The 15,235-nt window shown below is 44.5% G+C and carries 11 protein-coding genes and 1 pseudogene; 3 read left to right on the top strand and 9 right to left on the bottom strand.

Annotated features, from left to right (window positions below; translation table 11 throughout):
• Window positions 1–93 (top strand): annotated as a pseudogene (locus tag FTV14_RS02220) (IS5/IS1182 family transposase); the annotation flags it as partial.
• 113 nt (window positions 94–206) lie between these two features.
• On the opposite strand, the gene pstB reads toward FTV14_RS02220, so the two are convergent.
• The 6 genes from pstB to FTV14_RS02190 all read right to left on the bottom strand — a co-directional run bounded on the left by pstB (window position 207) and on the right by FTV14_RS02190 (window position 8,378).
• Entirely contained in the window at window positions 207–1,124 is a 918-nt protein-coding gene (gene pstB, locus FTV14_RS02215) for a phosphate ABC transporter ATP-binding protein PstB (RefSeq protein ID WP_218948146.1), read from the bottom strand.
• 13 nt (window positions 1,125–1,137) lie between these two features.
• Window positions 1,138–2,529, bottom strand: coding sequence for a phosphate ABC transporter permease PstA (pstA, locus tag FTV14_RS02210; RefSeq protein ID WP_180053216.1), 1,392 nt, complete (start codon window positions 2,527–2,529; stop codon window positions 1,138–1,140).
• Window positions 2,529–3,908 (bottom strand): phosphate ABC transporter permease subunit PstC, encoded by a 1,380-nt coding sequence (gene pstC / locus FTV14_RS02205; protein ID WP_180053215.1) that lies wholly within the window; start codon window positions 3,906–3,908, stop codon window positions 2,529–2,531. Before pstC ends, pstA begins: the two co-directional genes overlap by 1 nt.
• 105 nt (window positions 3,909–4,013) lie before the next feature.
• Complete coding sequence (locus tag FTV14_RS02200) at window positions 4,014–5,042, bottom strand: substrate-binding domain-containing protein (RefSeq protein WP_180033328.1); 1,029 nt, start codon at window positions 5,040–5,042, stop codon at window positions 4,014–4,016.
• A gap of 194 nt (window positions 5,043–5,236) precedes the next feature.
• Window positions 5,237–6,619, bottom strand: a complete 1,383-nt coding sequence (locus FTV14_RS02195; protein WP_159123120.1) for an amino acid permease — start codon at window positions 6,617–6,619, stop codon at window positions 5,237–5,239.
• Between the two features lie 43 nt (window positions 6,620–6,662).
• Window positions 6,663–8,378 carry an alpha-keto acid decarboxylase family protein gene (locus FTV14_RS02190; protein ID WP_180053214.1) on the bottom strand — a complete coding sequence of 572 codons (1,716 nt, stop codon included), beginning with the start codon at window positions 8,376–8,378 and terminating at the stop codon, window positions 6,663–6,665.
• 139 nt (window positions 8,379–8,517) lie between these two features.
• Here FTV14_RS02190 and FTV14_RS02185 point away from each other — a divergent pair, with 139 nt between their 5' ends.
• Complete coding sequence (locus FTV14_RS02185; protein ID WP_180053220.1) at window positions 8,518–8,991, top strand: Lrp/AsnC family transcriptional regulator; 474 nt, start codon at window positions 8,518–8,520, stop codon at window positions 8,989–8,991.
• 52 nt (window positions 8,992–9,043) lie between these two features.
• On the opposite strand, the gene FTV14_RS02180 is transcribed toward FTV14_RS02185, so the two are convergent.
• On the bottom strand, window positions 9,044–10,474 hold the full coding sequence (locus tag FTV14_RS02180; protein ID WP_159123118.1) for an aldehyde dehydrogenase family protein: 1,431 nt from the start codon (window positions 10,472–10,474) through the stop codon (window positions 9,044–9,046).
• Window positions 10,475–10,777: 303 nt separating this feature from the next.
• Here FTV14_RS02180 and FTV14_RS02175 point away from each other — a divergent pair, with 303 nt between their 5' ends.
• Complete coding sequence (locus tag FTV14_RS02175) at window positions 10,778–11,830, top strand: aromatic ring-hydroxylating dioxygenase subunit alpha (RefSeq protein ID WP_180053213.1); 1,053 nt, start codon at window positions 10,778–10,780, stop codon at window positions 11,828–11,830.
• Window positions 11,831–11,917: 87 nt separating this feature from the next.
• Here FTV14_RS02175 and FTV14_RS02170 read toward each other — a convergent pair whose 3' ends face one another.
• Together FTV14_RS02170 and FTV14_RS02165 are read right to left on the bottom strand one after the other, a co-directional pair.
• The gene (locus tag FTV14_RS02170) at window positions 11,918–13,450 is read right to left on the bottom strand and encodes an aspartate aminotransferase family protein (RefSeq protein ID WP_125278393.1); all 1,533 of its coding nucleotides are present in this window, start codon (window positions 13,448–13,450) and stop codon (window positions 11,918–11,920) included.
• 3 nt (window positions 13,451–13,453) lie between these two features.
• A complete protein-coding gene (locus FTV14_RS02165) occupies window positions 13,454–14,827 on the bottom strand; it encodes a diaminobutyrate--2-oxoglutarate transaminase (RefSeq protein WP_034703655.1) in 1,374 nt (457 codons plus the stop codon).
• Window positions 14,828–15,235 lie beyond the last annotated feature (408 nt).

Here is a 15,235-nt window from a genome sequence, read left to right as displayed (position 1 = left end):
TTTAGAGGAATAGCTACTCGATATGACAAGCTCAAAAGAAATTATCAAAGTTCTGTTGCCTTAGCCTGTATATTTTTATGGCTACCGTTATAGGGTTAATTATGAACAGTAAGTGTCAACAGACCCTGATATATCTTCTATTCTTTGGTTACTTTTGGATATAAAAAAAAGAGCTTTTTAGCCCTTCTTTCTTGAGATAAGACTGATTAACCAAAACGCCCGGTAATATAGGCCTCAGTGAGCTGATGATCTGGCTGGGTAAAGACTTTCTCGGTCGAGTTGACTTCGATCAGATCACCTAAATGGAAATAAGCAGTCCGATCAGAGACTCGCGCTGCCTGCTGCATGGAGTGAGTCACAATAGCAATGGTGTATTGGGTTGAAAGCTCGGAGATCAGTTCTTCAACTTTGGCTGTTGCAATCGGATCGAGTGCTGAACAAGGTTCATCCATTAGAATCACTTCAGGAGAAACGGCAATCGTCCGTGCAATACATAAACGCTGCTGCTGACCACCCGACAGCCCCGTACCCGGCTGATTTAAACGGTCTTTGACTTCATCCCATAATCCCGCTTTACGCAAGCTGTTTTCTACAATTTCTTCCAGATCATATTTATCCCGTGCCAGACCATGCAATTTTGGCCCATAAGCGACATTGTCAAAAATCGATTTTGGAAAAGGGTTTGGCTTCTGGAACACCATCCCCACCTGCGCACGCAGCAATACCACATCCAGATTCGGATCATAAATATCCTGATGATCCAGCAACACCTTACCGGTCACACGACAGCGATCAATCGTGTCATTCATCCGGTTTAAAGTACGCAGGAATGTTGACTTACCACAACCTGAAGGACCGATAAAAGCAATCACTTCATTTTCATAGATGTTCAGATCAATGCCTTTAATTGCTTCTGTTTCACCATAGTAAACATGTACATCTGAGGTACTGATTTTGACCTGATCTGACTTTTTCGGTGCTTTGTTTTCAGCCTGAGTATCAAACTGGGAAACAAAAGCAGTCGCCGGCTTTTGGGTCACAGAATCTTGGGTAAATTGTGTATGTTGTGGATTCACAGACGGATCCTTTTCTAAGGCATTTATAGTTGGATTTACTGTATTCATATTCTGCCCTTCCTTACCAACGGACTTCAAATTTCTTACGTAACCAGATGGCCAGACTATTTAAGCTGATCATTAAGGCCAGAAGTACAATAATGGCTGCTGCAGTACGCCCTTCAAAGAAGTTACGCAGCTCATTGCCTTGCCACAGGAAAATTTGCACCGGCAATGCCGTGGATTGATCAAATGGTGATGCCGGAACACTTGCGACAAAAGCACTCATCCCGATCAATAGTAGCGGGGCCGTTTCACCCAGTGCTTGTGCCACACCAATAATCGCTCCAGTCAAAATACCCGGTAGTGCGAGCGGTAAAACATGGTGAAATACGGTTTGCAAGCGTGATGCACCTAAGCCTAATGCTGCCTGACGAATAGATGGTGGTACTGCTTTGAGAGATGCACGTGTGGTTATAATCACAGTCGGTAATGTCATCAAACTCAGTACCAGACCACCGACTAATGGGGCTGACAGTGGCAAATGCATCCAGCCAATAAAAATCGCTGCACCGAGTAAACCAAAGACAATGGAAGGAACTGCTGCAAGGTTATTAATATTCACTTCTACGACATCGGTAATCCAGTTCTTTGGTGCAAATTCTTCAAGATAGATGGCCGATGCGACCCCGATCGGAATCGAGATAAAGATCACGATCAGCATCATGAACAATGAGCCCATAAATGCGCCTGCGAGACCTGAGGTAGCAGGTGAACTGCGCGAGTCCGGACTGGTAAAGATATTGGTATTAAAGCTACTTTCTATGATTCCGGCAGCTTTCATATCATCCGCAAGCTGACGGACTTCAGGACTGAGTTGTTGCTGTTCATCGGGCAGATCGCGGTCAATATTGCCAGCCAGCCAGACATCAACATTGGCATCTGCCAGAATTTTCACGTCTTTGGTTTGACCGACCAGAGCCGGATTATTCAGTACCATATCCCGCAGACGATACGCTTCTGAACTGGTATATAAATAGCCCAGTTCATCACGCTGGCTTTCCAGCTTACTGTTTTTGGCAATCATGCCATTTACAATCAAGGCATCCCAGTCGACCAGACCGACCTGCATTTGCCAATCCACCATACGCTGTTCAAATTGTGCCTGGGACTCTCCCGCAGCCTGTTTAGGCTTGGGACCAATATTGACAATGGTTGGATCAAAATGAATCGGCAAGCTCATACTGCTTTGCCAGAATGCCGGCAAACCTTTGCCCAAAATACTGCCGAAAAGCACTACTACAAAAAATAAACCGGCTAATACAGCAGAAAGCCCCATGACACGAAAGGTTTTTTCTTTACGATGACGTCGTGCAAGAGAGCTCTGAATGGTCTTCCTGCGCTTTTCACGTTGCTCAGCAGCCACAGATGGATCAATAGGCTGATCTACAGGCGTTGTATTTGAAATACTCATTAGTCGTATTGCTCTCGATATTTACGCACGATGTACAGTGCAACAATGTTCAGCCCCAAAGTAATGACAAACAAAGTAAGACCTAAGGCGAAAGCCACCAGCGCCTGCGGACTGGCAAAGTCAGTATCACCCGTCAACTGATTGACGATGGTAATGGTCACTGTTGAAACTGCTTCCAGTGGATTGGCATGCAGTTGCGGACTGTTTCCTGCTGCGAGTACCACAATCATGGTCTCACCAATGGCCCGCGATGCAGCCAGCAAAAAAGCGCCAATAATGCCGGGTAAAGCGGCTGGTAAGACAACCTGACGAATCGTTTCTGATTTGGTCGCGCCCAGACCTAAAGAACCATCCCTTAAGGCACGTGGGACCTGGGTAATAATGTCGTCTGATAAAGAGGAAACAAATGGAATAATCATGATGCCCATGACGAAGCCAGCAGTAAGCGCACTGGTGGCATTAATATCAATACCGACCAAAGCACCTAGATTTTTAAGAAATGGCCCCAGAATCATTAAGGCGAAAACACCGTAGACAATCGTTGGAATTCCAGCCAAAACCTCAATGGTCGGCTTTGCCCAAGCTCGGAAGCGTGGTGATGCGTACTCGGCCAGATAAATCGCAATCATCAGTCCTAAGGGGACTGCAACAAGTAATGCAATCCCGCTGACCATCAATGTTCCCCACAGCAATGGCAATAATCCATAACTGCCTTCGGCATGACCCGTGGTGCTAAAACCCGGATCCCATTCGGTGCCAAAGAAGAAATCCAGTGGACTGACAAAGCTGAAGAATCGCATGGCTTCGCCAAACATCGACATCACAATGCCGAGTGTGGTCAGGATGGCTACTCCAGAACACAAGGCCAGCCCGATATTCATGATCTTTTCGACCTGATTCCGTGCACGAAAATTCTGGCTGATCCGTTTTTTTGCCCAGACCAGACCGGCCAAAGCCACAGAAATGACAACTGCCAGTTTGGCAAAAGTACCGATGGTAGAAAATTTAGCTAATTGTTCTGCTGCTGCAAGTTCATAAGCAGCCGGCTGATCACTGACACCGAAACCGGAAGCCAATGCCTGTACACGATCTATGACCACACTCAGACTGGCTTGATCCAGATGAGTCAAAACATCATGAGGCAGGTGTTTAATTACGACCTGTTCCAGCAGGCTAGGTTCAACAATGTTCCATGCCATCAGAATCAAAAATGCAGGAAGTCCACACCACAAAGCTACGAGCGCGCCATAATATCCAGGACGTGAATGTAGCATCGCAGAATTATTGCCCTGACCTGCTAGTTTCCGGCTTTTACTTAATCCGATTTGATAGGCGATGGCAATTAAAGCCAGTAACACACCTATAAGTAGCAGATTCATGTATTCTCCATGGTTCTTTTCAGGATTTTAGTCTGTGAAAAAACTTGCTTGCCATGAAAAGCCGATGACAGGTCGACTGTCACCAGCATTTCCCTAAATCCTGTTTTATTTCACTACTACGGCTTTTGCAGCCTTAAAATTTGCCAGCACTGCTGCACGTTCTTTGTCTGACATTGAAATCAAGCCGGCTTTTTCTAGCTTGGAACCCTTACCTGATACTTTTTTATTCAGGAAATACTCTGTGAACTGTTGCAAACCTTTGATTGATTTCAGGTGTTCGCCTTTGACATAGAAGAACAACGGGCGAGATACTGGATAAGCCCCATTTAAAATGGTCTTTTCAGAAGGAGCAACGTTATTGACGGTTGCTACACGTAGCTTGTCGCGGTTTTGATCGTAAAAGCCCAGGCCGAATACGCCAACAGCGCTCGGTGAGGTTTTTAAGCGTGCCAAAGTTTCAGTATAGTCACCTGATATTTCAATGACGCGTCCATCCTTACGGAAGGTGCTACACGCCTTTTTCTTGGCATCTTTATCTAGAGACTTAATTGCAGCATACGTTTCACAGCCTGCATCCACCATCTTCTCCTGGAAGACTTCACGTGTGCCATGATTTGAAGCCGGAATCACTAAAGTGATGGGTTCATTCGGCAAAGCTGGATCAATCTGGTTCCAGCGGGTATATGGATTAGCCACCATTTTCCCTTTAGAAGGTAACTGCGCAGCTAAAGCAGCATAAACATGCTGAGGTCGTAATTTATAAGCGGCTTTATTCGAATTAGATGCAAAGACAATCCCGTCATACCCGATCTTGATTTCTAGTACCTTGTTGACACCATTCTTTTTACATTCTGCCAGTTCGGCACTTTTGATTTGACGCGAGGCATTGGCAATATCAATGGTATTGTCCCCTACACCATTACAGAACTGTTTTAGGCCGCCAGATGAACCACCTGAACCAACGACTGGTGTTTTAAACTGAGGGAAAGTATTGCCAAATTCTTCAGCGACAATACTGGCATAAGGTAAAACAGTAGAAGAACCTGCGATTTGAATAGTGTCACGTGCTGCATTCGCTGTCGTGGATGCCGCTACCCCCGCTGCAATTAAGATTGCTATATTTGTTAAGCGCATTCTGGATCTCTCTCATTTATTAAAATTTCGAGTACACCACTTTTGATTCAGTTGAGTACCTGTTTTCGATACTCACATTTTGATTTTGGAATATGACAGCCGGGTTACAGCTTTATGACGGTTTTATGATAATTAATCCGTCACCTGATCAAGACAATATAATAGAAAAAAGACCCTGTTCAGGGCCTTTTTATTTAAGTGGTGGGTTCAGTAGATTCAGGCAAGAGCACAGGTTTCCTGCGATATTTCATCACATACATCACCGTCAAAAACAGCAACCAGACCGGCACTAATGCAACAGCAATCTGCATTTCTTTGGTAAAGCTCATGATCATTAAAATCATGATGATAAATGAAATCGTCAGGTAATTACTCCAGCGGCCAAACAGACTTGGGAATGCGGTCGTCTGCTGCTGTTCCTGCATGGCTTTTCTGAATTTCAGATGGGTCAGTGAAATCATCAGCCAGTTAATCACCAGAGCTGAAACCACCAGTAGCATCAGAATACCAAAAGCTTCACCCGGCATGAGGTAATTCATTAATACACAGATACCGGAGACTGCTGCCGAGAATAGAACAGCATTCACCGGGATACCACGGCGGTTAATTTTCTTTAAGAATGCCGGTGCATTACCCTGCTGAGCCAGACCCAATAACATACGGGTATTACAGTAAATACAACTGTTATAGACTGAAAGTGCAGCGACCAAGACTACAAAATTAAGAACATTGGCCACGCCGTGACTATTCAATGACTGGAAAATCATTACGAACGGACTACCGCCTTGCGCCACCAGATTCCATGGATAGAGACATAGCAACACACCTATGGCGCCAATATAAAAAATGAGTACACGGTAGACAATTTGATTGACTGCTTTTGGAATGGTCTTTTCTGGATTTTTGGTTTCACTAGCAGCAATACCAATCAGCTCCAGCCCACCAAATGCAAACATAATCACGGCAAGTGCCATCATAAAACCCGACCAGCCCTCAGGGAAAAATCCGCCATGCTGCCACAAGTTGGTCACACTGGCCTGACTTCCTGCAGAACCGCTAAACAGCAGATAGATCCCGAATCCGATCATGCTTAAAATGGCAATGATCTTGACCATGGAAAATATAAATTCGCTCTCACCGAAGAATTTGACATTGACCAGATTGATCCCATTCATAAGCAGGAAGAATGCCAGTGCCGTGAGCCAGGTCGGAATCTCCGGCCACCAGAACTGAATAAAAGTACCAATTGCACTCAACTCAGCCATACTCACTAAGACATAGAGCACCCAATAGTTCCAGCCTGAAATAAAGCCTGCTTTTTTGCCCCAGTATTTATTGGCAAAATAACTGAATGAACCACTGACCGGTTCATGCACCACCATTTCACCCAATTGGCGCATGATCAGAAATGCAATGATGCCAGCGATGGCATAGCCCAGAAGCACTGATGGGCCTGCCAGCTGAATTGTATGTGATAAACCTAAAAATAATCCTGTACCGATCGCTCCACCTAAGGCGATTAGCTGGATATGCCGGTTGGAAAGCTGTTTTTTTAATTGATGATCTTCAACATCCATATTGTCACTCCTTGTGAACAATTTTTTTAATTTCTACATTTTGCTAGATTGCCTTTTTGTAGGGAGGTGTATTCTGCTCAACCAGCTGCTTATAACCATATTCACCATAGTCATAGCGTGCCACGACTTCAGCAAACTGTTTTAAACGTTGTGGTGCATCCATACGTGGGAGTTGCAGTTCAATCAGACATAATTCCTCAGCCTGATGAACTTGTGCGAGTGTACGCTTTAATTCTGCCGGGGTTTTCACTATATGAGCCTGATGCGGAGTATCAGCAGAAAAGACTTGAGCAAACTGGCTGTATTGCCAGTTCTGAATATCGTTGTACTTGGCATTTTCACCCATGATCAAACGTTCAATGGTATAGCCGCCATTATTTAAAATAAAAATTACGGGTTTTAAGCCTTCTCTTAATAAGGTAGAAAGCTCCTGAATGGTCAGCTGAATCGAACCATCACCAATAAACAGCAGATGACGGCGCTGTGGTGCAGCAAGCATACTGCCAAGCAAGGCAGGCAAGGTATAGCCGATTGAACCCCAGATCGGTTGTACCAGATACTTGGCGGTCACTGGCAAGGTTAGTCTAGACAACCCCGCATTGGCGGTGCCCACTTCTGCCACAATCACATCATCTTCCTGTAAGAATTCAGAAATCTGCTGCCAGAGTGCAGTTTGGCTCAGCGCAGTATTTTCTTCGATCTGTTGAGTTTGTAACGATGGTTTCGGTGCAGGATTAAAAGTACGTGGTTGATCATCTAAAGTCTGTTTTGAGATAGCTTGGATCAATTGAGCTAAATCCAGTCCACTGATCATCTGCCCATCCAGACAGAGACAGGAATCCGCCAGATACAACATATTTTGTACGGATACACGATGTGAGAAAAATGCGGTGGCAACATCGGTAAAACGTGGCCCAATAGCGATCAGGCAATCCGACTGTTCCACCAGCTGACAAGTCGATGCTGCGCTTGCTGCACCTGCATAAACGCCCGCATATAAGGGGTGACTTTCATTCATGATATTTTTGGCAGTAGACAGACAGGTATAGGGAATCTGCATGCGCTCAGCCCAATTTTGCAGCATATCGGTAAGCTGGAAAATTTCTGCTTCATTGTCAATGAGCAGGACTGGCTGACGTGCCTGTTTGATGCGTTTGGCTATCCGTGCCGCAGTTTCTTGCAGAAGTTTTGGATCACTCTGTGGACGGCTCAGATCCAGAGGCTGCTTAGGTACTTTAATCTGAAGATGGGTAATATCCGATGGAAGCTGGATATGAACCGGTCGACGCATCAATATACATTGCTTTAATACCCGGTCAATTTCACTCACTGCATTGGCTGGAGTCAAACGTGTCTGTGCCACGGTAAATTCGCGCATGCAGTTCATGATATTGTCATAATCGCCATCAATCAGGGTATGGTGTAACAAAGCACCCTGCTCTACGGCATGCAAAGGCGGGATACCGGAAATATACACCATGGCAACCTGCTCGGCATATGCACCTGCAATGCCGTTAATCGCGCTCAAATCACCAACCCCATAAGTGGTCAGTAAAGCGCCGACACCATGCAGACGGGCATAACCATCCGCTGCATAAGCTGCATTTAGCTCATTACAGTTACCAATAAATTCCAGTTTCGGATCAATTTCGATCTGTTCTAAATAGGAGAGATTAAAGTCGCCTGGCACACCAAAAATATGCTGAATTCCTAGCTCTTGCAGGCGCTGATTAAGGTACTGACCAATTTCCATAAACATTATTATTTTCCCTATCACTTATTATGCTTCAATTACAGAATATTGCATTTCATTTTCTGATTTCGTGCATAATGCAAGTCACAATGATTCAAAAACACATAAAACGTGTATCGGATAAGGATTCAATGCAATGGATGCAATGGATAAATTTGACTGGAAAATCATCCAGGCTTTGCAAAAAAATGGGCGCCTGACGAATCAGGAAATCGGAGATTTAATCGGTTTGTCAGCCTCTCAATGTTCTAGACGGCGTCAGCTGCTAGAGCAAAAAGGAATTATTTTAGGTTATAGCGCCTGCATTCATCCTGAAGCTTTGGGAGTTGCAGTTTTGGCTATGGTACAGGTCAATCTCAAAACACATGACGCAGCAGCGAAGATCGCTTTTCAACAATTGATTGAAGAAGAAGAAGCTATTCAGGAAGCTTTTTCTTTAAGTGGTGATGCAGATTTCATGTTAAAAGTAGGCGCTAAAAATCTGGAAATGCTGGCAAATTTTGTGACTGAAAAATTACTAAGCTGTAATTTTATCGGCCATATCAAATCTTATATTGTCTTAAATAAATTCAAGCAATTACATTTTGATTTTCAGGCTGCCCGCCCTTTACTACGTTGATATATTTTAAGTAAAAGAAAAAAGCTCAAGTTAAACTTGAGCTTTTTTTGATTTAATTTTTATTGATATGAACAACCTGTTGAATCGTATTTTCGAGCAGGCCACTCAGTCCAAACTGTGCGCCGATGCCCGAATGTTTCCATCCACCAAAAGGTACATGCGGGAAAATCTCACCATGCGTATTGATCCACGCCGTACCACAACTCAGTCGTTGAGCAAACTGCTGCGCCTGCTCCAGATTGGATGACCAGATCGAACCACCTAAGCCAAAATCCGTATTGTTGGCTTCAGTCAGTACTTCTTCAATATCGTGATAACGAATCAAAGGTAACACCGGACCAAACTGCTCTTCCTGCACCAGACGGCTATCTGGGTTCACATTGGTCACAATTGTTGGTGCAATAAAATAGCCTGTATCCGGTAGATTCTGACCAGATGTCATGACTATTGCACCTTCATCCTGAGCTTCCTGAATCATGGTCTGAACTTTTTGGTATTGCTTGATGTTTTGCACTGGGCCAAAAGTAGTCGTCTCGGCTAAACCATCTCCCAGAGATTGTTGCTGTGCGACTTTTACTAATTCCTGTGCCAGTGAATCATATTGGCTGTCATGCACATACAGCCGTTTCAACGCTGCACAGGTCTGGCCCATGTTGATAAAAGCTCCATTAAAGATTCGGGTTGCCATTGCCTGGATATCGGTATCTGGCAAAACAATGCCTGCATCATTGCCACCAAGTTCCAGTGTCAGATGTTTGAAAGTCGCGGCTGCATTTTGCATGATTCTTTGCCCAGTCGCAGTTGAACCGGTAAATACCACTTTGGCAATTGCAGGGTGACTGGTCAGATTGGCACCGACCTCACCGCCTCCTGTAAGTATAGAGACCACTCCAGGTGCAACTTCTTGCTGAATCAACTCACCGAGTCGAAGGGTCGACAATGGGGTAAATTCTGAAGGCTTATTGATCACTACGTTGCCAGCGCGAATTGCCGGCATGATATGCCAGACAGCAATCATTAAAGGCCAGTTCCATGGAGTAACCGATGCTACAACTCCTAAAGGCCGATGATGAAGTTCGATCCGCTTATTAGCATCATCCTGTAAGATTTCAGTTTCAATCTTGAGTTCTGCCTGATAGCGGGTCCAGGCAATGGCCCCACCGACTTCAAATTCAGCCAGTGCATAAGGTTTGCCCTGCTCCTGCACCACTAAACGCGCTAACTCTTCCCGATGTTCTTCAATACGATCTGCAATACGATGCAGGATTGACTGTCGCGTTGCATCATCCGTATTTTTCCAGTGTTGAAATGCCTGCTCGGCACTACGGATGGTATCTTCAATTTGTGCTTCCGAGGGAGAGGAACATAGGGCCAATACCTGCTCATCAGCAGGATTGATCACTACAAAACTTTCGGCAGCGCCTTGTACCATTTTTCCTTGAATAATACAGCCAACGGGTTGGGATACATGCAAATTAGTCATCTCTTCATCCTGAATCAGATATTTTTGTTGTTCCCTGACATTAGCTGATTTTGTCTGAATGGAGCTTGCATATCACATTAGGCATAAAGTCCTGAATGCACATTTTGTGCATGGAAAATAGAAGAATCATCTTTCGGGATGCTTTTTTGGAACTTTAAATATTGCTTCCTTTAATTTTTTGCCTATAGCTCATTCTTCCTTACATCCTGTTCGAATTTATGCAACAGGATGTCCTGATCTTTGAAATTTCGTAGAACATCACATTGGCCTATATTGGAAATAAAGAATCACAGTGATAGCGTCATGAATAGCACAACCATTCCAGTTTTCAATCCCGATTTACCGATTCACATGACATTTGAAGAACATGACTGGCATCTCCTGGCTCAATATTGGTATCCAGTGGCCTTAGCCCGTGATGTCTCTGAACAGCCGCTAGGGACAATGTTGTTAGATATGCCACTGGTCATTTACAAGATGCAGGATGAACTAGTTGTGGCCAAAGATGCCTGTCCGCATCGTGGTGTGCCTTTAAGTCTGGGAAAAAATGATGGTCAAGGCATCGTCTGTCCTTATCATGGCTTGCGTTTTGGTACACAAGGTAAATGCAACCGTATCCCTGCCCATCCACAGCATAAAATTTCAGATCGGTTTCATTTACGGACCTATGCCGCGGTTGAACGTTATGGTCTGATCTGGTGTTCACTGACAGCTGACAAAGATGCTGAACCGAATATTCCAGTGATGCCTTATTGGAATGATGCAGATTATCAGCAATTGGTTTGCCCACAAGTTGACATCAAATGTTTTGCGGGTAGACAGCTAGAAGGCTTTATTGATGTCGCCCATTTTGCCTGGGTACATCCGGATACCTTCGGTGATCCGAATGATGTTGAAGTCCCGAATTACACTACAACAGAAACTGAATATGGTTTTAATGCCGACTATATCAGCAGTGTCGGCCGTTATCCGATTGGGTTAGATCAGCGCGGTCAGGAAGATTTTAAATGGCTACGGCATTTTGAAATTAGTCTGCCCTTTACCGCAACCCTGACCATCCATTTCCCTAATGATGCCAAACAGGTGATTATGAATGCTGCTTCACCGATGACCGCCCGTCAAACCCGACTGTTTGCTCCTATCTGTCGTAATTATGATAAAGGCTTACCTGTCGAAGAAGCCTATGATTTTAATCTGAAGATTTTTGAAGAAGATCGTCTGATTGTCGAAAATCAGAAGCCTGAGTTTTTACCGCTGGACTTATCTCTGGAAGCACATTTCCCGGCAGATCGCAGCTCCAGCATGTACCGCAAACTGTTAAGGAAAAAAGGCTTTAGTCCTTTATTTGCAGCTTAATTTTATTTAAAAATCATTATCTATGTGTCAGCCAAATTCCAATAAAAAAGGAGATCTTAACGATCTCCTTTTTCACACCATCACAGCTTATGCGATTGGCGGTGTATAAGTACCATCAGCAATTGAATCTTTGATACGGTCCGCTTCTGCAAGCACAAGTGCCAACAGGTTCTTCACGTTTTCAAGCGTTGCAACCGGGCTTAAAGTCGTCATTTTCAGAGATTGAACCTGACCGACTTTAGTGACACCAATGTTCGCTTCACCACGCGCAAACAGTTCATCCGCGACGTTCTGATTCAAGGCATCGACAAACTCAGCTGGATAGCCTGCTGGAACCACACGGAACAATACCGATGCAAATTGTGGCTCAACCAGAAGTTCCAGACCATCAGTTGCCTTGATGTAATCTGCCACTTCGCGAGTCAATTTTACGCCATGGTCGATCATCGAGCCATAAAGCTCTTCACCCAGCGCTTCTACGGTCATCCACAATTTCAACGCGTCAAAACGACGAGTCGTTTGTAGAGACTTCGATACCAGGTTAGGAACACCGTGCTCTTCGTCATATGCCGAATTCAGGTATTCTGCTTCATAGTGCATGAAACGATAGTTCGCTTCATCTTTCAGCAAGAACGCACCACATGAAATCGTCTGGAAGTAATGCTTATGGAAATCCAGTGTCACAGAATCAGACAACTCGATACCATCCAGCATAGAACGATAGTCATTAGACAGAATCAGTGCACCACCCCATGCTGCGTCGATGTGCATCCACGCACCATATTTATTGGTGATTTCACGAATCTGTTTGAGGGGATCAATTGCACCAGCATCAGTTGTACCAGCAGTTGCCACCACACATGCCACGATTTTACCTTCAGACTGAAGATGCGCCATGGTTTTTTCCAGAGCATCAACATCCATCTGAGCATTTTCGTTAACAGGAACAGTCACGACAGACTGGAAGCCCATGCCCATCATCGCCATATTCTTTTGCACAGAGAAGTGTGCATTTTCAGAACAGATGACTTTAACGTTACGCATTGCATCCGCTGGGATACCATCACGCTGAACAGACCACGGATTACCGTTTTCGTCTTTCCAGTTTTTTGCGATACAGGCATCACGCGCCAGCAATACGCCCATCAGGTTGGATTGTGTACCACCAGAAGTGAATACACCCGCCTGACCTGAACCATAGCCAACTTTCTGACGTAGCCAGTCAATTAGCTGCACTTCCATCAAAGAACCCGCTGGGCTTTGATCCCAAGAGTCCATTGACTGGTTAGTGGCATTAATCAACACTTCCGCGATCTGGCTGGTTACCATCGTCGGGCAATGCAAATGCGCAAGCGAATGCGGGTGATGTACTTTCAAGCTCTTGTTGAGGAATAGCTCAACCATACGCTCTAAAGACTTTTGTACGCCCAGACCTTCTTTAGAAGGATTGAAAGCAATTGCGCTACGCAATTCCTTGATGCTACCGCCAGTATACATCTTGTCGTTTTGCAACCATGCTGCAACCGCTTTGGTCGCCTGATCCATCGCCGACTCATAGTCAGCGATAGATGCAGCATCATTGCAGAGTAACGCTTTACGGTGTTCTGCAAAATCTACCATGAATTATGCGCCTCGAACTGCGATTAGAGCTTCAGCAACCGCTTTCTTGAAGCGAACCAGAACTTCTTCACACTCAGCTTGAGTGATGATCAATGGGCAAAGTAAACGGATTACTGTACCGTTACGACCACCTTTTTCCAGCAACAGTTTGTTGTTGAAACAAGCGGTTTGAATTGCTGCAGCCAATTGGCCATCAGCAGGGAAAGAACCCATATGGTCTGCTGGTTTACGCTCGTCGACGATTTCAACACCGATCATCAGACCGCGACCACGTACGTTACCAATACATGGGAATTCAGCAGCCAGTTTTTTCAGTTCAGCTTGCAGGAAATCACCACGTTCTTGTGCATTTTGCGCAAGATTTTGTTCTTTAATGGTTTGTAGCGTCGCAAGACCTGTACCCATTGCCAGCTGGTTACCACGGAAAGTACCGGTATGGCCAGCAGGTTGCCATGCATCGAACTTACGTTTAATACCCAGTACTGCAAGTGGCAAGCTACCGCCAACGGCTTTAGACATTACAACCACATCAGGTTCGATACCAGCATGTTCGAATGCGAACATTTTGCCTGAACGCGCAAAGCCTGCTTGAACTTCGTCAAGAATCAACACAATGTTGTGTTTTTCAGTCACTTCACGGATTTTCTGCAACCATTTTACAGGTGCTGTTACCACCCCACCTTCACCTTGAATCGCTTCAAGAATCACAGCTGCTGGCTTGGTTACACCGCTTTCGACATCTTCAATGAAGTTTTCGAAATAATAAGTCAAAGCATCAACGCCCGCTTCACCGCCTAGACCCAATGGGCAACGGTATTCATGCGGATATGGCATGAATTGAACGCCTGGCATTAAACCATTCACCGAGTTCTTCGCAGACAGGTTACCTGTCATTGCCAAAGAACCGTGAGTCATACCGTGATAGCCACCAGAGAAGCTGATCACTGAACTACGGCCAGTAAAGGTTTTGGCAAGTTTAATCGCTGCTTCAGTCGCATCTGCACCAGATGGACCACAGAACTGTAAGCAATATTCTTCTTTGCCACCTGGCAGGTAAGCCAGAAGTGCTTCAGTAAAAGCATCTTTTAAAGGAGTGGTGAGATCCAGCGTATGCAATGGAAGACCGCTTGCAAGTGTGTCCTGGATACTTTGAATGACCGCAGGGTGATTATGGCCTAATGCCAATGTCCCTGCCCCAGCTAAACAATCAAGGTACTCCGTACCTTCAACATCGGTAACCCAGCAACCTTGTGCTTTCGCTATCGCTAACGGTAATTTACGTGGATAACTACGCACATTCGATTCCATCTGACTTTGGCGAGTCAAGTAGTATTCGTTTGTGGAATTGGTGGCAGGATTTACAGAAGAAACGCTCATATCGAATTACCATCTCTGATATGGGTTGAAAGAAATAAGTCTGGTGACTTGCGGTCGTTTGACTCGGTGCTTTATATAATCTAGTTAGACAATTTTCTATTCAGTAACTAGGAGAGGCGGATGATACAGTTTTTTTCAGGAAAATAAACAACTTTTAGTATCAATTTGCCTCGGCTGTTATTGAAAAAATATATCAAAAAATGTTGCTGTCTAAATTATCAACTTTATGCATGGCAATGACAAGGAACCCTAAACATTTTATGCAATTTTGTTGTCATGAATACAACAGTGTAATTATCAAACAATTATCTCAATAAGTATATAATTTTTATCACATTTAGTTTCTATATACCTATAATAAATAAAATATATTTTTAACAATCCAACGACAATAATTTCGGAATATCA

This window comes from Acinetobacter sp. YH12236 (genome assembly GCF_013417645.1).
In the GTDB taxonomy this organism is placed as follows: Bacteria; Pseudomonadota; Gammaproteobacteria; order Pseudomonadales; family Moraxellaceae; genus Acinetobacter.
Note: the sequence above shows the minus strand (reverse complement) of the source record. Positions and strands in the feature narration are given on the sequence as shown.

Bases quoted from the DNA above. Each gene is read 5' to 3' on its own strand.
- FTV14_RS02165 (WP_034703655.1), bottom strand. From the start codon at position 14,827: ATGAGCGTTTCTTCTGTAAATCCTGCCACCAATTCCACAAACGAATAC.
- FTV14_RS02175 (WP_180053213.1), top strand. From the start codon at position 10,778: ATGAATAGCACAACCATTCCAGTTTTCAATCCCGATTTACCGATTCAC.
- FTV14_RS02170 (WP_125278393.1), bottom strand. From the start codon at position 13,450: ATGGTAGATTTTGCAGAACACCGTAAAGCGTTACTCTGCAATGATGCT.
- pstA (WP_180053216.1), bottom strand. From the start codon at position 2,529: ATGAGTATTTCAAATACAACGCCTGTAGATCAGCCTATTGATCCATCT.
- pstC (WP_180053215.1), bottom strand. From the start codon at position 3,908: ATGAATCTGCTACTTATAGGTGTGTTACTGGCTTTAATTGCCATCGCC.
- FTV14_RS02180 (WP_159123118.1), bottom strand. From the start codon at position 10,474: ATGACTAATTTGCATGTATCCCAACCCGTTGGCTGTATTATTCAAGGA.
- FTV14_RS02195 (WP_159123120.1), bottom strand. From the start codon at position 6,619: ATGGATGTTGAAGATCATCAATTAAAAAAACAGCTTTCCAACCGGCAT.
- FTV14_RS02185 (WP_180053220.1), top strand. From the start codon at position 8,518: ATGGATAAATTTGACTGGAAAATCATCCAGGCTTTGCAAAAAAATGGG.
- pstB (WP_218948146.1), bottom strand. From the start codon at position 1,124: ATGAATACAGTAAATCCAACTATAAATGCCTTAGAAAAGGATCCGTCT.
- FTV14_RS02190 (WP_180053214.1), bottom strand. From the start codon at position 8,378: ATGTTTATGGAAATTGGTCAGTACCTTAATCAGCGCCTGCAAGAGCTA.
- FTV14_RS02200 (WP_180033328.1), bottom strand. From the start codon at position 5,042: ATGCGCTTAACAAATATAGCAATCTTAATTGCAGCGGGGGTAGCGGCA.